This is a genomic window from Micromonospora sp. NPDC023869, assembly GCF_055559695.1.
Map to the genome: position 1 here is coordinate 28,445 of NZ_JBVHKD010000016.1, position 18,101 is coordinate 46,545.

General features: G+C 72.5%; 19 protein-coding genes. 16 read left to right on the forward strand and 3 right to left on the reverse strand.

Annotated features, from left to right (window positions below; translation table 11 throughout):
* Positions 1-218: 218 nt before the first annotated feature.
* The 10 genes from ACZ31C_RS29460 to ACZ31C_RS29505 all read left to right on the forward strand — a co-directional run bounded on the left by ACZ31C_RS29460 (position 219) and on the right by ACZ31C_RS29505 (position 9,314).
* A complete protein-coding gene (locus ACZ31C_RS29460) occupies positions 219-827 on the forward strand; it encodes an RNA polymerase sigma factor (protein ID WP_465798059.1) in 609 nt (202 codons plus the stop codon).
* A 16-nt stretch (positions 828-843) separates the two neighbouring features.
* Positions 844-1,605, forward strand: coding sequence for a hypothetical protein (locus ACZ31C_RS29465; RefSeq protein ID WP_465798060.1), 762 nt, complete (start codon positions 844-846; stop codon positions 1,603-1,605).
* A gap of 143 nt (positions 1,606-1,748) precedes the next feature.
* Entirely contained in the window at positions 1,749-2,984 is a 1,236-nt protein-coding gene (gene egtA, locus ACZ31C_RS29470) for an ergothioneine biosynthesis glutamate--cysteine ligase EgtA (protein WP_465798061.1), read from the forward strand.
* A complete protein-coding gene (egtB, locus tag ACZ31C_RS29475) occupies positions 2,981-4,315 on the forward strand; it encodes an ergothioneine biosynthesis protein EgtB (protein WP_465798062.1) in 1,335 nt (444 codons plus the stop codon). Before egtA ends, egtB begins: the two co-directional genes overlap by 4 nt.
* A 22-nt stretch (positions 4,316-4,337) precedes the next feature.
* Positions 4,338-5,126: an ergothioneine biosynthesis protein EgtC gene (gene egtC / locus ACZ31C_RS29480; RefSeq protein WP_465798063.1), complete on the forward strand. Its 789-nt coding sequence runs from the start codon at positions 4,338-4,340 to the stop codon at positions 5,124-5,126.
* Entirely contained in the window at positions 5,123-6,088 is a 966-nt protein-coding gene (gene egtD, locus ACZ31C_RS29485) for an L-histidine N(alpha)-methyltransferase (RefSeq protein ID WP_465798064.1), read from the forward strand. Before egtC ends, egtD begins: the two co-directional genes overlap by 4 nt.
* 244 nt (positions 6,089-6,332) lie before the next feature.
* Positions 6,333-6,920, forward strand: coding sequence for a TMEM165/GDT1 family protein (locus ACZ31C_RS29490; protein WP_350697298.1), 588 nt, complete (start codon positions 6,333-6,335; stop codon positions 6,918-6,920).
* Positions 6,921-6,999: 79 nt separating this feature from the next.
* A complete protein-coding gene (locus tag ACZ31C_RS29495; protein ID WP_465798124.1) occupies positions 7,000-7,326 on the forward strand; it encodes a DUF1622 domain-containing protein in 327 nt (108 codons plus the stop codon).
* On the forward strand, positions 7,323-7,601 hold the full coding sequence (locus ACZ31C_RS29500) for a hypothetical protein (protein ID WP_465798065.1): 279 nt from the start codon (positions 7,323-7,325) through the stop codon (positions 7,599-7,601). Before ACZ31C_RS29495 ends, ACZ31C_RS29500 begins: the two co-directional genes overlap by 4 nt.
* Positions 7,602-7,847: 246 nt before the next feature.
* Positions 7,848-9,314, forward strand: a complete 1,467-nt coding sequence (locus ACZ31C_RS29505; RefSeq protein WP_449952672.1) for a tyrosine-protein kinase domain-containing protein — start codon at positions 7,848-7,850, stop codon at positions 9,312-9,314.
* On the opposite strand, the gene ACZ31C_RS29510 is transcribed toward ACZ31C_RS29505, so the two are convergent.
* Positions 9,295-9,849: an arsenate reductase/protein-tyrosine-phosphatase family protein gene (locus ACZ31C_RS29510; RefSeq protein WP_465798066.1), complete on the reverse strand. Its 555-nt coding sequence runs from the start codon at positions 9,847-9,849 to the stop codon at positions 9,295-9,297. The genes ACZ31C_RS29505 and ACZ31C_RS29510 overlap by 20 nt on opposite strands.
* A gap of 162 nt (positions 9,850-10,011) precedes the next feature.
* Here ACZ31C_RS29510 and ACZ31C_RS29515 point away from each other — a divergent pair, with 162 nt between their 5' ends.
* The 3 genes from ACZ31C_RS29515 (at position 10,012) to ACZ31C_RS29525 (ending at position 13,757) form a co-directional block, all read left to right on the forward strand.
* Complete coding sequence (locus ACZ31C_RS29515) at positions 10,012-11,271, forward strand: glycosyltransferase family 4 protein (RefSeq protein ID WP_465798067.1); 1,260 nt, start codon at positions 10,012-10,014, stop codon at positions 11,269-11,271.
* A gap of 70 nt (positions 11,272-11,341) precedes the next feature.
* Positions 11,342-13,126: a DUF4012 domain-containing protein gene (locus ACZ31C_RS29520; protein ID WP_465798068.1), complete on the forward strand. Its 1,785-nt coding sequence runs from the start codon at positions 11,342-11,344 to the stop codon at positions 13,124-13,126.
* 112 nt (positions 13,127-13,238) lie between these two features.
* A complete protein-coding gene (locus ACZ31C_RS29525; RefSeq protein WP_465798069.1) occupies positions 13,239-13,757 on the forward strand; it encodes a hypothetical protein in 519 nt (172 codons plus the stop codon).
* A gap of 110 nt (positions 13,758-13,867) precedes the next feature.
* On the opposite strand, the gene ACZ31C_RS29530 is transcribed toward ACZ31C_RS29525, so the two are convergent.
* Entirely contained in the window at positions 13,868-14,461 is a 594-nt protein-coding gene (locus ACZ31C_RS29530) for an NADPH-dependent FMN reductase (RefSeq protein ID WP_465798070.1), read from the reverse strand.
* A 63-nt stretch (positions 14,462-14,524) separates the two neighbouring features.
* On the opposite strand from ACZ31C_RS29530, the gene ACZ31C_RS29535 reads away from it, so the two are divergent.
* Positions 14,525-14,914, forward strand: coding sequence for a MerR family transcriptional regulator (locus tag ACZ31C_RS29535; protein WP_465798071.1), 390 nt, complete (start codon positions 14,525-14,527; stop codon positions 14,912-14,914).
* Between the two features lie 52 nt (positions 14,915-14,966).
* Complete coding sequence (locus tag ACZ31C_RS29540; protein ID WP_465798072.1) at positions 14,967-16,082, forward strand: erythromycin esterase family protein; 1,116 nt, start codon at positions 14,967-14,969, stop codon at positions 16,080-16,082.
* Between the two features lie 218 nt (positions 16,083-16,300).
* Here ACZ31C_RS29540 and gdhA read toward each other — a convergent pair whose 3' ends face one another.
* The gene (gene gdhA, locus ACZ31C_RS29545; RefSeq protein ID WP_465798125.1) at positions 16,301-17,638 is read right to left on the reverse strand and encodes an NADP-specific glutamate dehydrogenase; all 1,338 of its coding nucleotides are present in this window, start codon (positions 17,636-17,638) and stop codon (positions 16,301-16,303) included.
* 108 nt (positions 17,639-17,746) lie between these two features.
* On the opposite strand from gdhA, the gene ACZ31C_RS29550 reads away from it, so the two are divergent.
* On the forward strand, positions 17,747-18,091 hold the full coding sequence (locus ACZ31C_RS29550; protein WP_396747586.1) for a MazG-like family protein: 345 nt from the start codon (positions 17,747-17,749) through the stop codon (positions 18,089-18,091).
* Positions 18,092-18,101: the final 10 nt, after the last annotated feature.

The following is an 18,101-nucleotide window of genomic DNA, read 5'->3' on the forward strand; positions in this document are numbered from 1 at the left end:
GTCAGCCCGATCCGGAGAGCTCGTGAAAGTTCCGCCGGTGTGGTTGTGGATCGCGACGCTGTCGGGAAAAATCCGCTTCCGGGCCAGGGCGGTCCGTAGGCGAACAGGTCACGGGGGCGGGGTGCGGGAAGAGGTCCGGGTCGTGGACCGGGCCGGCACCGGATCGTCCGCCCGGCCCACGTCCCGCGAGAGAACCGGTGGACGGAAGCGGCAGTGCCATGACCGGTGAACTGAGCCAGGCGGTCGAGGCGGCCAAGAGTGGGGACGAGGAAGCCTTCCGCTTCCTCTATCGCAGCCTGCAGCCGGGGCTGTTGCGGTACCTGACCGCGCTGGTCGGCGCGGACGCCGAGGACGTCGCCTCGGAGACGTGGTTGCAGGTCGCCCGCGACCTGCCCAACTTCACGGGTGGAGAGTTCCGTGCCTGGGTCGTCACCATCGCCCGCAACCGGGCCATGGACCACCTGCGGCGGCAGCGCCGTCGACCGGCACTCCCGGTGCCGGTGCAGGAACTCAGCGAGTTGGCCGGTGACGCCGACACCGCCGAACGCGCCGGGGAGACCATCGGCACGGAGGCCGCCCTCGCCATGATCGCCAGCCTGCCACCCCGCGAGGCCGAGGCGGTCCTGCTGCGTGCGGTCGTCGGCCTCGACGCCGCGACCGCCGGACGCGTGCTGGGTCGCCGCGCCGGAGCGGTCCGTACCGCCGCGCACCGGGGACTGCGGCGGTTGGCGCTGATGCTGGACCGGCAGGCCGTCCAGGGCGACGTCCCGCCGCGTCCGCGTACCGGCCCCGCGCAGGCGCCGCACGCCGAGCCGGTGGACGGCTGACGTGGAAGGACTGTGGATGAGGTGGCGTCGGTCGGGCACGGCCGTCTCCCGGGCCGAGTCCGACCGGCTGCTCGACACCGCCGCCCCACCCTCGGCGTCCGGGCCGGACGATCCGCTCGCCGGGCTGCTGCGGGCCGCCGCCGCCCCGCCGCGCGACCACGAACTCGCCGGGGAGCAGGCCGCTCTCGCCGCGTTCCGGGCCGCCCGGCAGGGGGCTGCGCCGGTCCCGTCGCGGTCGGTCCGGCCGCGCCGTCGTCGCCTCACCGCCGGTGCGGTGGCCTGGATCGCCGGTGTCGCGGCGACCGCCACCGCCGGGGCCGCCCTCGCCGCGGTCAACCTCGACCGCCCGGAGCCGCCGCCGGTGCCCCCGGCCACCTCCGCCCCGGCCGAGACCTCCGCGCCTGCCACCCCGACCCCGTCCGAGACCCGGCCGGACACCACCGCCGACCCGACCGGGAGTACGTCCACCTCCGTGTCGCCCTCACCCACCGCGTCGCCCACCGGCTCGCCCAGCCCGTCCGAGACGGGCACCCCCGAGGCGTCGGCGTACGGCGGACCGCTCGACTCCGGCCACACCGGCCACTGCCGGTCGTACCTGTCGAAGTCCGAGCGGCAGCGGGAGAAGGCGATGGACAGCCCCGGTTTCGCCGATCTGCGGGACGCGGCCGGCGGTGCCGAGAACGTGGCGGCGTACTGCCGGGCGCTGCTCGCCGAGGTCGACCCGGACTGGCTGGCCAAGCACGGCACCGACCCGGACGACACACCCGCCACCGGATAGCGGCGGGGGCGACCGGCGACCCGCGCACCGATTGCGACGGGAACGTGAATTCGGTTCGACGGAAGCGCCGACAGCGTGAAGATGTCACTGCGACGCGTTACGGTGACGATTACCGAGCCGGCATCGGACAAGGGAGCCGTTGCGTGGTCACCTCACCAGACGTCGATCACATCCCCGTGCTGCGGGACCGTGCCGCAGCCGCCCGACATCTCGCCCGGATCTGCTTCAAGACCGGCCCACCGACCTACACCGGCGTCGAGCTCGAATGGACGGTCCACGAGGCCGTCGACCCCACACGTCCCGTCGACGCCGCCCGGCTGAGAGCGGCACTGGGGCCCTACAGCCCCATCACGTTGGATCGGACCAGCCCCGCCCGCAGACTGCTGCGGGGCGGCACGGTGACCGTCGAGCCCGGCGGGCAGGTGGAGATCTCCACCCCGCCGCAAGCCTCCGTCACCGCTCTGATCGACGCCACCCAGTCCGACATCGACCAGGTCACCCGCCTGCTCGACGCCGCCGGCCTGCGCCTGGGCCGCGCCGGCATCGACGCGTACCGGCCACCGCGACCGGTGATCGACACACCCCGCTACCGGGCCATGCGCCGGGTCTTCGACCGGCACGGACCGGACGGCCGGACGATGATGTACAGCACCGCCGGCCTGCAGGTCTGCCTTGACGCGGGTCGGCCCGAGCAGGTCGCCGCCCGCTGGGCGCTGGTGCACGCGGTCGGGCCACCGCTGCTGGCCGCCTTCGCCACCGCCGACCGGCACGCCGGCCGGAACACCGGGTGGGCGTCGGCCCGGATGGGCGCCTGGGCGCGCATCGACCCGGCCCGCACCGCGCCGGTCTGGACGCCCGACGTGGCCGGTGTCGACCCGGTCGCCGCCTGGGTCCGGTACGCGCTGGCCGCCCCGCTGCTCTGCGTACGGGACGACAGCGGCGACTGGACCCCGCCACCGGACGTGACGTTCGCCGACTGGGTCGACGGGGCGTTGCCCCGCCCGCCCACCACCGACGACCTGGAATACCACGTCAGCACGCTGTTCCCGCCGGTACGGCCCCGTGGCTATCTGGAACTGCGTTACGTCGACGCCCAACCCGGGCGCGACTGGACGCTGCCGCTGGCGGTGCTCGCCGCCCTGCTCGGCGCCACCGACACCACCGAGACTGCGATGGCGCTGGCCACCCCGGTGGCCGACCGCTGGCTCATCGCCGCCCGGCACGGACTGCACGACCCGTGCCTGGCCGCCGTCGCCGTGGGCCTGCTCGACCTGGCCCTGACGGCGTTGCCCCGGCTCGACCTGCCGGGTGCCCTGCACGACGAGATCGACCAGGGAATACGACGACGGCGCGACGCCGCCCGGAGGAGGCAGCGATGACCGACACCACCACCGGCCTCGGCGCGGAGGAGCTGCGCGCCCGGATCGCCTCGGAGCTGGACCGCACCCGGGCCCGCACCGTCGGGCTGACCGAGGCGGTCGACGACGGCGACCTGACCCGCCAGCACTCGCCGCTGATGTCCCCGCTGGTCTGGGATTTCGCCCACATCGGCAACCAGGAGGAACTCTGGCTGGTCCGGGACGTCGGCGGACGCGAACCGGTCCGGTGCGACATCGACGAGCTCTACGACGCCTTCAAGCAGCCCCGCAAGGACCGCCCGTCGCTGCCGTTGCTGCCGCCGACCGAGGCCCGGGCATACGTGTCGACCGTCCGCGAGAAGGTGTACGACCTGCTCGACACCGTCTCCTTCGAGGAGCGTCGACTGGTCACCGACGGGTTCGCGTTCGGGATGATCGTGCAGCACGAGCAGCAGCACGACGAGACGATGCTCGCCACCCACCAACTGCGCTCCGGTCCCGTGGTGCTGCACGCGCCGCCGCCGCCGGAACCGACCGCCCGGGTGGCCGGGGAGGTGCTGGTGCCGGCCGGCCCGTTCACCATGGGCACCGACACCGACCCGTGGGCGCTGGACAACGAACGTCCGGCCCACCGGGTGGAGCTGCCCGCGTACGTCATCGACGCCGCCCCGGTGACCAACGGGGCGTACCGCGAGTTCATCGCCGACGGCGGGTACGACGACCCGCGCTGGTGGAGCGAGGCGGGCTGGCGGCACCGGCAGGAGGCCGGACTGGGCGCGCCGATGCACTGGCGGCGTGACGGCGACGGCTGGGCGTACCGGCGGTTCGGCCGGTGGGACCGGGTCCGCGACGACGAGCCGGTGGTGCACGTCTGCTTCCACGAGGCGCGGGCGTACGCCGCCTGGGCCGGGAAGCGGCTGCCCACCGAGGCGGAATGGGAGAAGGCGGCCCGGTGGGACCCGGCCACCGGTCGGTCCCGCCGTTACCCGTGGGGCGACGACGACCCCACCTCGGCACACGCCAACCTGGGCCAGCGACACCTCTGGCCGGCGCCGGTCGGCGCGTACCCGGCCGGGGCGTCGCCGCTCGGCGTGCACCAGCTCGTCGGCGACGTGTGGGAGTGGGTGTCGACGCCGTTGCGCGGCTATCCCGGCTTCGCCGCCTTCCCGTACCGGGAGTACTCCGAGGTCTTCTTCGGCGACGACTACCAGGTGCTGCGCGGCGGGTCGTTCGGCACCGACCGGGCCGCCTGTCGGGGCACCTTCCGTAACTGGGACTACCCGATCCGTCGGCAGATCTTCAGCGGCTTCCGCTGCGCCCGCGACGCCCGACCCGAGGAGGCCGACCGGTGACGGTCGTGCCCGGGGTGGCCTGATGTGCCGCCACCTGGCCTACCTCGGGCCGCCGCTGACCCTGCGGGAGCTGCTGTTCGACCCGCCGCACTCGCTGGTACGCCAGTCCTGGGCGCCTCGCGACATGCGGGGCGGCGGGACGATCAACGCGGACGGGTTCGGCGTCGGCTGGTACCCGCCGACCGGCGGCGACCCGGTGCGGTACCGGCGGGCGCAGCCGATCTGGAGCGACCCGACCATCGCCGACCTGGCGGCGGCCACCTCGACCGGCGCGGTGCTGGCCGCAGTGCGCTCGGCCACGGTCGGCATGGCGGTGGTGGATGCCGCCGCCGCGCCCTTCGCCGAGGGCCGGTGGCTGTTCAGTCACAACGGCGTGGTGCGTGGCTGGCCGGACACGGTGGTGCCGCTGGCCGCCACCCTGCCCGTCCGCGACCTGCTCACCCTCGACGCCACCACCGACTCGGCGCTGCTGTGGGCGCTGGTCCGGCACCGGCTGCGCGCCGGCCTGCCGCCCGGGCAGGCGGTCGCCGAGACGGTCACCTCGGTCGCCGCGGCGGCCCCGGGATCGCGGCTCAACCTGCTGCTCACCGACGGCCGCACGGTGGTCGCCAGCGTGGCCGGGCACGCCCTGTCGGTCCGCACCACGCCGGACTCGGTGCTGCTGTCCTCGGAACCGCACGACGACGACCCGGCCTGGCGGGAGGTGCCGGACGACCACCTGGTCACCGCCACCGCCACCGGGATGCACCTGCGCCCCCTGACCCGGCCCGAGAACCACCACCGACCGCTCCACGGAAGGGAAGACGGATGAGCACCGAGCCGCTGGAGATCCACCTCGACGACCGGGACATCGGCCGCAGCCTCCGGCACGACGTCCGGGTCGGGCTGACCGCCGAGCCGAAGTGGCTGCCGCCGAAGTGGTTCTACGACGCGCGGGGCAGTGAACTCTTCGAGGAGATCACCCGGCTGCCGGAGTACTACCCGACCCGGGCCGAACGCGCCGTGCTGGCCGCGCACGCGACCGAGATCGCGGAGCTGACCGGCGCGAAGACGCTCATCGAGCTCGGGTCGGGGTCCTCGGAGAAGACCCGGCTGCTGCTGGACGCCTTCACCCGGCGACGCGGTCTGGGCACGTTCGTGCCCCTGGACGTGTCGGCCAGCGCGCTCGCCGCGTCCACCGCCGCACTCGCCACCGACTACCCCGGGCTGCGGGTACGCGGCATCGTCGGGGACTTCACCCGGCACCTGGACCGGCTGCCCGCCGGGGGCCGGCGACTGGTGATCTTCCTCGGCGGCACCGTCGGCAACCTGCTGCCGGCAGAGCGGGCCGACTTCCTCGCCCGGATGCGGGCCGCGCTGGAGGTGGGGGACTGGCTGCTGGTCGGTACCGACCTGGTGAAGGACCCGGCGGTGATCGTGCCCGCGTACGACGACGCGGCGGGGGTGACCGCGGAGTTCAACCGCAACGTGCTGCGGGTGCTCAACCGCGAACTGGACGCCGACTTCGACCCGGCGGACTTCGCCCACGTCGCGCTCTGGGACCCGGAGCAGGAGTGGATCGAGATGCGGCTGCGGGCGCAGCGGCCGGTCCGGGTACGCGTACTCGACCTGGACGTCGCCTTCGCCGAGGGGGAGGAACTGCGGACCGAGGTGTCGGCGAAGTTCCGCCCGGAGGGGATCGCCGAGGAGCTTGCCTCGGCCGGGTTCCACGCCGAGCGCTTCTGGACCGACCCCGACGACCTGTTCGGCGTGACCCTGGCCCGCGCCGACTGAGAGGCCGGCAAGCGCACTCATGGGGGTGTGCCGGGTGACCCGGCGGCCCGGCCGGCCGACGATCGGCTAGGCTGAGCCGCAGCGAAGGGGAGTAGCCCGCAACGCCGTGGTCGACATACTGGTGCGTTCCGCATCCGGCCACGCGGCCTCGTCATGACGGGGCGGGCGAGACCTTCGACCCAGGCTTAACAGCCGGGTCGAGGGCACCCCGTATCCTCCTCCCGGCCTGATCCGGAAGGACGTCATGGAGGGGTTCCTCGTCGCGCTGGCGGTCAGCTTCGGCGTGATTTTCGTTGCCGAGCTGGGAGACAAGTCCCAGCTCATGGCCCTGGCATTCGCCACCAGATACCGCACCGTGCCGATCCTGATCGGCATCACCGTCGCCACCGCCGTGGTGCACCTGGCCTCGGTGGCGATCGGTGTCGGGCTGGGTGCCGCCCTGCCCACCGGCTGGATCTCGCTCCTGGCGGGTCTGGCCTTCATCGGTTTCGGTCTCTGGACCCTGCGCGGGGACACGCTCACCGAGGAGGAGAAGCGTAAGGCGGCCAAGGGCGGCAAGTCGGCCGTCTTCGCCGTCGGCGTCGCGTTCTTCCTCGCCGAGCTGGGCGACAAGACCATGCTCGCCACGATCACGTTGGCCACCCAGTACGGCTGGTTCGGCACCTGGATCGGCTCGACCATCGGCATGGTCGCCGCCGACGCGCTCGCCATCGTCGTCGGCCGGCTGCTCGGCCGCAAGCTGCCGGAGCGGACCATCAAGTACGGTGCCGCCGCCCTGTTCGCGATCAGCGGCATCTGGCTGCTCGTGGAGGCGGTCGCGGAGCTGACCTGATCCGGCGGGCGACTACCCGGAGTCTCGCCGGGTAGTCGCCCGCGTGAACGTCGACGTGCTCCTGGAACGCGGTCACCACATGCTGGTGATCGGGGTGGAGCTGGTCGGCGCGGCGGTGATCGTCATCGGGGCGGCCTGGGCCGCGCTGCGGTTCGTGGTCGACGGGATCCGCTACCGCGACGCCACCGTGTTCACTCGGATCCGGCTGACCCTCGGCCGGTTCCTGGTGCTCGGGCTGGAGTTCCAGTTGGCGGCGGACATCCTGCGGACCGCGCTGTCGCCGACCTTCACCCAGATCGGCCAGCTCGCCGCGATCGCCGCCATCCGGACCGTGCTGAACCACGTGCTCGGCCGGGAGATCGAGCACGAGCAGGAGCAGGTCGGTCGGCCGGGGCGGGCCTCGTGATCCAGGCGTTGGCGACGGTCGTCGCGGCGCTCGGCGTACTCGGTGCCGGGGTCGTGCTGGTCACCACCGGGTCCCGGTCGACCGCGCTGCGGGTACTGCTGGACATGCTCGTCGCCGCCGGTCTGCTGCGGTTGACCGGGGAGCAGACCTGGCGGGAACTCGCCGCCGTCGTGGTGATCGTGCTGCTGCGGCGGATGCTCAGCAGCGCGTTGACGGAGAACTTCCGCTGGTCGGCGCGCCCGGCCGAACGGGTCGGCCGGCCGTCCGAAGGCTGACCACCGGGGCGGACCCCTCAGCTCTTATGCGGCCCGACGGAGAAATCGCATTTTTCCCGGTGGAGAGGCGATTCCGACGGACGGTCGGTCCGGTTGGGCATTGCGGGCGCGGTCCTCGACCGAGGAAAACCCCTAACTCCGGACATAACGCTTATGAGCGGCTTTAATGGTTCACGAGATTGAAGAGACCTTGGGGGTTTTCGTGAGTTTCTTTGGCGTTACCGGCCCGGTACGGAGGCGCGCCTGATGGACCTGTACCGCCAACTGCGTCTCGTACGCCAGCGCTGGTGGATCGTCCTGGTCACCCTCGTGGTGGCCCTCGGGCTGACCGCTCTGGTCACCGTTCGGGCGCAGCCTCGCTACGTCGCCTCGGTCACCTTCTTCGTCACCACCCCGAGCCAGGGCGTCACCGACGCCTACCAGGGTGGTCTCTTCCTGCAACAGCGCGTCAAGTCCTATGCCGAGTTGCTGACCAGCGACCGGCTGGCGCAGGCGGCGGTCGCGGACAACCAGCTCGGGCTGACCGCCGAGGAGGTCCAGCAGCGGGTCAGCACCTCGACCGAGACCGGCACCGTCCTGCTGCGGGCGTCGGTGACCGACACCGACCAGACCCGCGCGCTGCGCGTGACCGAGGCGCTCTCGGCGAAGTTCGTCGAACTCGTGCAGAAGGTCGAGGCCCGGCCGGACGGCAGTGCCGGACCCATCAAGATCGAAGTGGTCAGCGGCCCCCGGGTCACCCCCACCCCGGTCTCGCCGCAGCCACTGCGCAACACCGCCATCGGCACCCTGATCGGCCTGCTGGCCGGTGTGGCCCTGGCGATCCTGCGCGGCATGGCCGACGTACGCCTGCGGGACGCCGCCGGTCTGCAACGGGTCACCGGCAGCCCGCTGCTCGGCGAGATCCCGATCGACACCAGCGCCCGCACCGCCCCGCTGATCGTCGGCGACGCCGCCACCTCCGCGCGGGCCGAGGCGGTCCGCAAGCTCCGCACCAACCTGCGCTTCGTCGACGTGCACGAACCCGCCCGGGTCATCGCCGTCACCAGCGCGTTGCAGGGCGAGGGCAAGACCACCATGTCGTGCAACCTGGCCATCGCCCTGGCCGAGGCGGGCTGGCGGGTCCTGCTGGTCGACGCCGACCTGCGCCGGCCGAAGGTCGGCGACTACCTCGGCATCGACTCCGGCGTCGGGCTGACCGACGTGCTCGTCGGCGACGTGCAGGTCGGCGACGTGGTCCAGCGCTGGGGCGACAAGTCCCTGCTGGTGCTGCCCAGCGGCTCGGCCCCGCCGAACCCGAGCGAGCTGCTCGGCTCCAAGGCCATGTCCGACCTGCTGATCGCCCTGCGTGAGTCCGCCGACATCGTCGTCATCGACACCGCGCCGCTGCTGGCGGTCACCGACGGTGTGGTGGTCGCGGTGCAGGCCGACGGCGCATTGCTGGTCACCCAGCAGGGGCGTACCTCACGGGCGCAGGTGGCCGCCGCGGCGCGGGCGCTGCACTCGGTCTCGGTACGGCTGCTCGGCTGCGTGCTGAACATGGCCCGGGTGCCCAAGGCGGAGGCATACCAGTACGAGGCGTACCGGGTGGTCGCCGAGACACCGGAGACCACGACCGCGACGGGCGAGCGGGCCGGTGCCGGTCGGCACGCCGAGCGTAAGCCGGTGGCCGACCTGCCCGATCACACCCAGGAACTCACCCGGCTGCCCCGATGAGCGCCGCCAGGGGGCGCAGCGACCGCTCGATCTCCTCCGCGCAGGCGCGGAAGTCGGCGGGCGTACCGGCGACCGGGTCGCGCAGGTTGTCGGCGTCGGCCGGGGCGGGTTGCAGCCGTCCCCGGGCCAGGGCGGCGGCGGCCACCGCGGCCTCCAGCGAGTCGTCCGGCTCGTCCGTCGCGGGCTCGGCCGCCGCGGCGAGCCGGCCGAACTGGCGCAACGTGAACGTCCGGTGCAGCGCCGCCGGCGCCAGCGAGGTGCAGATGCTGCGCTGGCGCCGGGTGGCGGTCAGCACCAGCACCGCCTCGGTCAGGTGCGCCGAGGTGAGCCGCCGACTGCGGAACGCCGCCGGATCCGCGCCGGCCTCGGCGGCGATCTCGGCGGCGTGTGGGTGCATCTCCAGGCCCTCGACGGCGTCGGTGCCGGCGCTCGCGACGGTCAGCGGGCGCCCGGCGAGCAGGCGACGCGCGGTGTACTCGGCCATCGGCGACCGGCACAGGTTGGCGTGGCAGACGAACAGCACCCCGGTGAGCATGGGTGACCCCTTCGACGACGTGGCCGCCGGCGGCAGCGCCGCGACGGGGGACGACCGCCGGTGGCGACCGTCCGGTGAGGGGTTGCCGAGATCGTACGCAGCCGGGCCGCCGTGGTGCCCGGCCGCCGCGCCGGACGGACGCCCGGCCAGGGAGGTGGCGGGATGCGGATCGGCCTGCTGACGTACCACTTCCCGCCGGAACCGGCCTTCATCCCCGGCAGCCTGGCCGAGGAGCTGACCGCGCGTGGCCACGAGGTACGGGTGCTGACCGGCTTCCCGGACTACCCGGGCGGGCACGTCTACCCGGGGTGGCACCAGCGCTGGCGTCACGAGACGCGCAGCCGGGGTCTGACCGTGCGGCGGGTGCCCCGGTACAGCACCGGTGACCTCACGCCGCGCGGCCGGATCGCCTCCTGGCTCTCCTTCGCCGGCAGCGCCGCGCTGGTCGGACGCCGGTTCCTCGCCGGGGTCGACGTGCTCTACGTGCACCAGCCGCCGGCCACCGCGTTCGCCACGGCGGCCCTGCTGCGCCTGCTCGGCCCGGTCCCGCTGGTGCTGCACGTGCCGGACGTGTGGGCCGAGGACCTGCCGGACGGCGGCGACGGGCGATGGGCGGCCCGGGTGCGGGCGGCGATGACCCTTACCTACCGGGCTGCCACCGTGGTGGCGGTGACCGCGCCCTCGTTGCAGGACGCGGTCGTCGGGGTCGGAGGGGATCCGGCCAAGGTCCGGACGGTGCTGAACTGGACCGACGAGCGGATCTTCCAACCCGCCACGGCCGGTCCGGCCGCGCGTCGCCTGGTGCGCCGTGACGACCGGTGCGTGGTGATGCACGCCGGCACCATCGGGGCGCGGCAGGGTCTGGAGACCGCGGTACGGGCGGCGGCCGCGCTGGACAAGACCGTGGACCTGGTCCTGGTGGGCTCGGGGGCGGACGAGCGGCGGGTGCGGGGGCTCGCCGCCGAACTGCGCGCCGACAACGTCCGGTTCGTCGACCGGCGCTCGCCGTTGGACATGCCGGAGCTGTACGCCGCCGCCGACTACCAACTGGTCATGTCCCGGGATCTGCCGGCGCTGCGCAGTGCCGTGCCGGACAAGCTCCAGGCGGCGCTCTCCTGCGGTGCGCCGGTCGTGGCCTCGACCGGCGGCGACACGGCGGCCCTGGTCGAACGCACCCGTGCCGGGCTCTCCTGCCCGCCGGAGGACTGGGCCACCCTGGCGGACCGGTTCTGGCTGGCCGCGCACATCCCTGCACCGGCGCGTGCCGAGATGGGCCGACGCGGCCGTGAGGCGTACCTGCGGGAGATGGCGTTGCCGGCCGGGGTGGACCGCATCGAGGCGCTGCTGCGGGCGGCGGCCGGCGACGCGCGGCGGAACACGAGTCGCGACCGAAACTCACATATGGCCCAAGAGCGTCATTAAAGCACCAACAGGATCGTTACCTGTTAGGAACAATGGTGGCTTCTGTCCGAATTTCGGAGTGGAGAGTGGTGTGACGGAACGCGAGAGCCCGCGCCGTACCCGCAGCCGGTCCCGCCGGCGACGGCGGGCCCGACTGCGCCGTGCCCTGCTCGTCACGCTGGTGGTCGGCTCGCTGCTGGCGGGCGTCGTCGGATGGGTAGGGTTCCGGGGCTGGCAGGCCCGCGCGCACCTGGTCAACGCCGCCGGGCTGGCCGGTGAGCTGAGCGCGCACCTGGTCGGTGGCGACACCGACCGGGCGCAGCGGACCCTCGCCGCGTTGCAGGTGCAGTCCGGCGCCGCCCGTCAGGCCACCGCCGATCCTGGCTGGTGGACGGCCCAGCACACGCCGTACGCGGGCGCCAACCTCGCGGCCGTCCGGCAGATCTCCGTCGCCGTCGACGACCTGGCCCGCCAGGCGTTCCCGGCACTGCTGCGGGTCGACCTCGGCGGTCTGGTGCCGCGCGAGGGGCGGTTGGACCTGAGCGGGCTTCGGGGCGTCGGTGACGAGCTGGTCGAGGTCGACGCCACCGTCCAGCGGATCCGCGCCGAACTGTCCGTGGTGCCCGCCGACAAGCTGGTCGGGCAGGTACGCGAGGCCCTCCAGGAACTGCGCGGCGAGATCGACCGGCTGGCCGCCATGACCTCGGCGGCCGGTAAGGCCACCCGACTGCTGCCGCCGCTGCTCGGAGTGGACGGCGCCCGGCGGTACCTGCTGGTCTCGCAGAACTCCGCCGAGCTGCGCTCCACCGGCGGCATGTTCGGCGCGTACGCGGTGATCCGGGCCAACAAGGGCCGTATCGAGATGGGCGACCAGGGTGCCAGCAGTGGCATGGGCATGTTCGCCAAGCCGTTGAAGATCCCGGCCGAGCAGCGCGCCCTCTGGGGCGAACTGCCCGGCATGTACCCGGCCGACGTCAACCTCAGCCCGCACTTCCCGACCGCCGCCGCGCTCTATCGGGAGATGTACCGGCGGCACAGCGGCGACACCGTGGACGGGGTGCTCGCCGTCGACCCGGTGGTGCTGTCGTACCTGTTGCAGGCCGCCGGGCCGGTCCGGGTGCCGGGCGGCGTGTCGCTCAGCGCGGAGAACGCGGTGCGGACCCTGCTCAGCGACACCTATCAGAAGATGGCCCCCAAGGAGCAGGACACCTTCTTCGCCTCCGCCGCCGCAACCGTGTTCGACACCCTTTTCGCCCGTAACACACACCCGAACGGGCTATTGTCCGCTTTCAGCCGCTCTATACAAGAACGTCGGATACTGTTCTGGAGTGCCCATCCGGAGGAACAGCGGGTGTTCGGCGAGAGCCGGATGGCCGGGACGCTTCCGGAACAGGACACCGTGCCCACTGTCGGCGTGTTCCTCAACGACGGCAGTGGCGCGAAGCTCGGCTACTACCTCCGGCAGACCGCCGACCTCACCGTCGGCGACTGCCACGCCGACGGCCGTCGCGAACTGCACCTCCGGGTGACGTTGCGATCCACCGCGCCCGCCTCGGGGCTCACCGAGTCGGTGCTCGGACTGGCCCAGGCAGGAGACCCGTACACGGTTCGGACCCTGGTCTCGGTCTACAGCCCGGCCGGCGGGGCGGTGCTCGACACCCACCTCGACGGTGCCGAGACGTCGGTGGGCAACGGGACCGAGCGCCGCCGCCAGGTGGCCACGGTGAACGTCGAGACAGGACCCGGTGACACCCGGACGCTGCAGGTCTCGTTGCTGACCGGCAAGACGGGCAGCGGCACGGCCGAGCTGTGGCTCACGCCCACCGCCACCCCATGGACCACCCATGTTGTTACCGCACCAAGCTGTACTCAGTAGGAGGGAACCAACAATGCGGCTATCCCGCATCATCATGGCGCTCACGGTCGGTTTGGCCGTGGTAGCCGTGCCGACCGCGGCGGGGGCGGCGCAGCCGCAGCCGACGCCATCCGTGAGTGGAACACCCCAGCCACCGCCCTACCCGCCGGTGCTGGCCTCGCTCACGGTGAACCGACCCACCATCTTCCTCGGTGAGACGGTCATCCTGACCGGCCGCAACTTCGGCCCGAACGAGACGGTCGACATCACCGTCACCACCCAGCCGCTGGCGGCACCCGCCGCCGGCACCGCCCGCCGCAGCGACGGCAGCACCGTCGCGATGGCCCCGGTCGCCTTCCAGGCCAGCGCGCCGCTGACCTTCACGGCCCGGACCAACGCGCGTGGCGAGTTCAGCCGCCGGTACACCCCGTCGGTGACCGGTCTGCTCACCTTCACCGCCGTCGGCCGGGAGTCCGGCCGGACCGCGTCGACCGAACTCCGGGTGCTGCACAAGAAGAAGCCGCACCTGCCGGTCACCGGCAGCAGCACGAGCACGCCGATGAAGGTCGGTGGCGGTCTCGTCGCCGCGGGCGCGGTCATGCTGCTCGGCACGGTGCTCTGGCGCCGCCGCCGCTTCGGCAGCGTGAACTGATCCGACACCGCGGGTCCGTCCCGCAGTGAGCACCGGTGCCGGTGCCTGCCGATCCCTCCGGCGGGCACCGGCACCGTCTCGTACCACCCCGCGCCTCGCCCCCGCCGGTGCTACGCCGGGAAGGGGCGGGTGCGGCGGGCGTCGGCCAGCACGTCGGCCCACCACCGCAGCTCGTCGAGACAGCCGGCCAGGCCGCGGCAGAGGCGGTCGTCCGGCGCGTACCGCTGCTGGTCGTTCAGGCAGTTCCACGGCGAGGGCAGGCCGATGACCCGGCGGGTGGTCACGACGTTGAGTTCGGCCAGCACGCCGCGGAGCTGCTCGATAGCGGCGTATCCGCCGTGCACGCCGTACGCCACGATCGTCGCGGGCTTCAGGCGCCACTCCGCGTAGTGCCAGTCGATCAGGCGCTTGAGTGAGGCCGGGTAGCTGTGGTTGTACTCCGGCATCACGAAGACGAAGGCGTCGGCCGCGTCGATCCGGTCGGCCACGGCGCTCTTCGTCCCACCGCCCGGATACAGGAGACTGTCGTCGGGCAGGGGCGTGTCGGCCAGGTCGATCAGATCGACGTCGGCGGAACTCCCCAGCGCGGCGACGACCCAGTCGGCGATCGTCGGCCCCATCCGGTCCTTGCGCACGCTCGCGGAGATCACCGCCACGCGTAAGCCGGGTGGGGTGCCGTCGTGCTGTTCATGCGAAGCGGTCATGGCAGCGAGGTTCCATGTTGAACATTGGTTGAAGTCAAGTCGGGGCGTGACTACGGTGCGGACATGACCGTGAAGCTGGCTTCCTCGATGACGCTCACCGTCGGCGACGTCGCCGTCCGCAGCCGCGTCGCCCCGTCCGCCGTACGGTTCTACGAGAGCCATGGCGTGATCACCGCAGTCCGCACCGCAGGCAACCAACGCCGCTTCGAGGAGTCGGCCGTGTGCCGCATCGAGATCGCCCGGGTCGCCCAGCGGGTCGGCATGACCGTGCGCGAGATCGCCGCCCTCTTCGGCGGCCTGACGGCGAACCCGACGCCCGAGGAGTGGGGTCAGGTCGCCCACCGGCTGGTCAGCGAGGCCGAGGAACGACTGGCCGACCTCCGCACGCACCTCGCCGCCCTGGAATCGGGCACCAGGCTCTGCGACATCGGGCGCGCCGAACCGGTCCGATGAGCACCCGCACGGCCTTGACTTCACCATATGTTGAACCGTGATCGTGCGTCGTATGAGCGGACGAACGTACGACCTCCGGCAGACCGGGCACCGCATCTCATCCCTCGTCGACCACGCCACGATCGTCGGTCTGGGCACCTCCACCCGCGAGGCGCACGAACTCTTCGGCCTCGTCGAGCAGACCACCCACGCGCTGATCGAATCCGGATTCCGCGTCATCGCGGTGCTCGACAACCCGCGGATCGGTGAGCGGTACGACGAGTTCGTCCAGGGGAAGGAGATCGATCTCGATGCGACGTTCGGCCAGGCGTGGGGGCCGTGGCGGACGACCGAGATGCGCGAGGCACTCGGTCGGCTGCGCCGGGACAACGAGCGGCACCCGGCGGATCCGGTGCGGATCATCGCGATCGGTGGTTCGCGCGTGTTGCCCGCCGACTACGACCGTGTCGTGGGGCTGCTCGCGCGGCGGGACGCGACGACGGCCACCCGCGTCAAGGACGTGTTCGACGTCATCCGCACCGCCCACGACGACGGCGAGCACGTCCGCCGTGCGCGCGGCACCCATCCCGGCACGCCCTTCGTCGACCTCGCCCGCACCGCCCAGGACCTGGTCGCCGGGCTCGACCCGGGCCCGGAACGTGACGAAGCGCTGTCGGTGCTCGATGCGATCGTGGCGCACCATGCCAATGCCATCGGCGTGGGACACGACCTGGCGCGGGAGGAACGGGCCGCTGCCGATCGGCTCCTCGCACACCAGCGGCGAACCGGTGACCGCATCGTCTTCTGGGAGGGCAGCGCGCGCGTCGCGGCGCACGAGGTCATGACCGGCGGCCATCTCCGGGCGGCGCTCGGAGACGGGTACGCCGCCGTCCATCTCACCTTCGGCCACGGCCGGATTCCCGGCCGCGACCTTCCTCCGGCGAGCCCGGACTCGCTGGAGGCGGTGCTGCTGACCGGCGAGGACGACGACGTCACTGTGGTGGCCCTGCACTCGCCGCAGCCGACCGAGGTCACCCCGCTGCTCGGTCGGCCCGCGCGGACCCGGGTGATCTCCGGGATGTACGACCCCGAGCGCGACGAGGAGCACTACCACGAGCTGCCCTCACCCCGGCACAGCTTCGACGTCGTCGCGGTCCTCCCCACCATCACCGCCATCCACCCGATGTAGACCGTCCCGCGCCGCCGTCCCGCCGTCCCGCGCCGCCGTCCTGCGCCGCGCCGCCACCCCGCGCCGTTGATCAAGAGGTTTCGGTGCTTTCAGGGCTCATCGAGCACCAAAACTCCTTGATCAACCGTGCGGGACGGCGGCGGAGGCGGAGGCGGAGGCGGAGGGGTGGAGGGGTGGGGGTGGGTGGGCTGGGGTGGGCTGGGGTGGGCTGGGGTGGGTTAGATCAGGCCCTGGGCGAGCATGGCTTCGGCTACTCGGCGGAAGCCGTTGATGTTGGCGCCGGCCACGTAGTCGCCGGGCAGGCCGTACTCCTCGGCGGTGGCCCAGCAGCGGGTGTGGATGTCGCGCATGGTCTCGCGCAGCCGCTGCTCCGACTCGGCGAACGTCCAGGACTCCCGGGCGGCGTTCTGCTGCATCTCCAGGGCGCTGACCGCCACCCCACCGGCGTTGGCCGCCTTGCCGGGCGCGAACCGGACCCCGGCCCGGCCCAGGATGCGGACCGCCTCCGGGGTGGTCGGCATGTTCGCCCCCTCCACCACCGCGACGCAGCCGCCGGCGACGAGCTGCGCGGCCTCGGCGCCGCCGATCTCGTTCTGCGTCGCGCACGGCAGGGCCAGGTCGCAGGGCACCTCCCAGGGCGTACGCCCCGCGACGGCGACCGCGTGCGGCACCTCGCGGACGTAGTCGGCGAGCCGGTCCCGGCGGCGTTCCTTCAGGTCCCGCAGCACGTCGAGGTCGATGCCCTTCTCGTCCAGGACGTACCCGGACGAGTCGGAGCAGGCGACCACCCTGCCGCCGAGCTGGTGCACCTTCTGGATCGCGTAGATCGCCACGTTGCCGGCGCCGGAGACCACCACCCGCTTGCCGTCCATGCTGTCCCCGCTCTGGGTGAGCATCTCCTCGGCGAAGAACGCCGCGCCGTACCCGGTGGCCTCGGTACGCGCCTGCGCGCCGCCGTACGACAGGCCCTTGCCGGTGAGTACGCCCGACTCGTACCGGTTGGTGATCCGCTTGTACTGGCCGAACAGGTAGCCGATCTCCCGGCCGCCCACCCCGATGTCACCGGCGGGCACGTCGGTCTGCGCGCCGATGTGGCGGTACAGCTCGGTCATGTAGCTCTGGCAGAACCGCATCACCTCGCGGTCCGAGCAGCCCTTGGGGTCGAAGTCGGCACCGCCCTTGCCGGCCCCGATCGGCAGCCCGGTCAGCGCGTTCTTGAAGATCTGCTCGAAGCCGAGGAACTTGACGATGCCCAGGTAGACCGAGGGGTGGAAGCGCAGGCCGCCCTTGAACGGGCCGAGGGCGCTGTTGAACTCCACCCGGAATCCCCGGTTCACCCGGACCTGACCCCGGTCGTCCTCCCACGGCACCCGGAAGATGACCTGCCGCTCCGGCTCGCAGATCCGTTCGATGATCCGGGCGTCGGCGTACTCGGGGTGGCGCGCGAGCGCTGGGCCGATGCTCTCCAACACCTCCCGTACGGCCTGGTGGAACTCGGGCTCACCCGGGTTGCGGTTGACCACACTGGCGAACACCGACTCGACCGTCTCCGGCATCACCGACACGTCCTTCCGGTCCGGGCACGGCGTGGTGCCGTGCCTTGTCGCCCCGTTACGCGGTGCCCCCGGATACGGATGGTGACCACTGTCCGGTTCACTGGCAGCGTGGACGAGACGATCTGGACGACTGTACGCACTGCGCGTGACTGGCTGGACGTGACAAACGGCACCGGTGAGGCGGAGCTGACCTGCCGGATGCTCAAGCTCACCGAGGAGGCCGGTGAGGTGGCGGGCGCCTGGATCGGGTTCCTCGGCCAGAACCCCCGCAAGGGGGTCACGCACACCCGGGCGGACGTGGCGGCGGAGCTGGCCGATGTGGCGTTCACCGCGCTGGTCGCCATCGAGAGCCTGGGCCTGGACGCCCGGGAGGTTCTCGGCGACTGCGCCGGCAAGGTCGCCGGGCGGCTGGAGTCGCCGGCCGAGGGCGAGGTTCGTCGCCGAGTTGACTGATCCGACCCGC

What these genes read in the sequence shown, in the direction of transcription:
- ACZ31C_RS29460 (WP_465798059.1), top strand. Translation starts at nt 219, where the DNA reads ATGACCGGTGAACTGAGCCAGGCGGTCGAGGCGGCCAAGAGTGGGGAC.
- ACZ31C_RS29465 (WP_465798060.1), top strand. Translation starts at nt 844, where the DNA reads ATGAGGTGGCGTCGGTCGGGCACGGCCGTCTCCCGGGCCGAGTCCGAC.
- egtB (WP_465798062.1), top strand. Translation starts at nt 2,981, where the DNA reads ATGACCGACACCACCACCGGCCTCGGCGCGGAGGAGCTGCGCGCCCGG.
- egtC (WP_465798063.1), top strand. Translation starts at nt 4,338, where the DNA reads ATGTGCCGCCACCTGGCCTACCTCGGGCCGCCGCTGACCCTGCGGGAG.
- egtD (WP_465798064.1), top strand. Translation starts at nt 5,123, where the DNA reads ATGAGCACCGAGCCGCTGGAGATCCACCTCGACGACCGGGACATCGGC.
- ACZ31C_RS29490 (WP_350697298.1), top strand. Translation starts at nt 6,333, where the DNA reads ATGGAGGGGTTCCTCGTCGCGCTGGCGGTCAGCTTCGGCGTGATTTTC.
- ACZ31C_RS29495 (WP_465798124.1), top strand. Translation starts at nt 7,000, where the DNA reads ATGCTGGTGATCGGGGTGGAGCTGGTCGGCGCGGCGGTGATCGTCATC.
- ACZ31C_RS29505 (WP_449952672.1), top strand. Translation starts at nt 7,848, where the DNA reads ATGGACCTGTACCGCCAACTGCGTCTCGTACGCCAGCGCTGGTGGATC.
- ACZ31C_RS29510 (WP_465798066.1), bottom strand. Translation starts at nt 9,849, where the DNA reads ATGCTCACCGGGGTGCTGTTCGTCTGCCACGCCAACCTGTGCCGGTCG.
- ACZ31C_RS29515 (WP_465798067.1), top strand. Translation starts at nt 10,012, where the DNA reads ATGCGGATCGGCCTGCTGACGTACCACTTCCCGCCGGAACCGGCCTTC.
- ACZ31C_RS29530 (WP_465798070.1), bottom strand. Translation starts at nt 14,461, where the DNA reads ATGACCGCTTCGCATGAACAGCACGACGGCACCCCACCCGGCTTACGC.
- ACZ31C_RS29535 (WP_465798071.1), top strand. Translation starts at nt 14,525, where the DNA reads ATGACCGTGAAGCTGGCTTCCTCGATGACGCTCACCGTCGGCGACGTC.
- ACZ31C_RS29540 (WP_465798072.1), top strand. Translation starts at nt 14,967, where the DNA reads ATGAGCGGACGAACGTACGACCTCCGGCAGACCGGGCACCGCATCTCA.
- gdhA (WP_465798125.1), bottom strand. Translation starts at nt 17,638, where the DNA reads ATGCCGGAGACGGTCGAGTCGGTGTTCGCCAGTGTGGTCAACCGCAAC.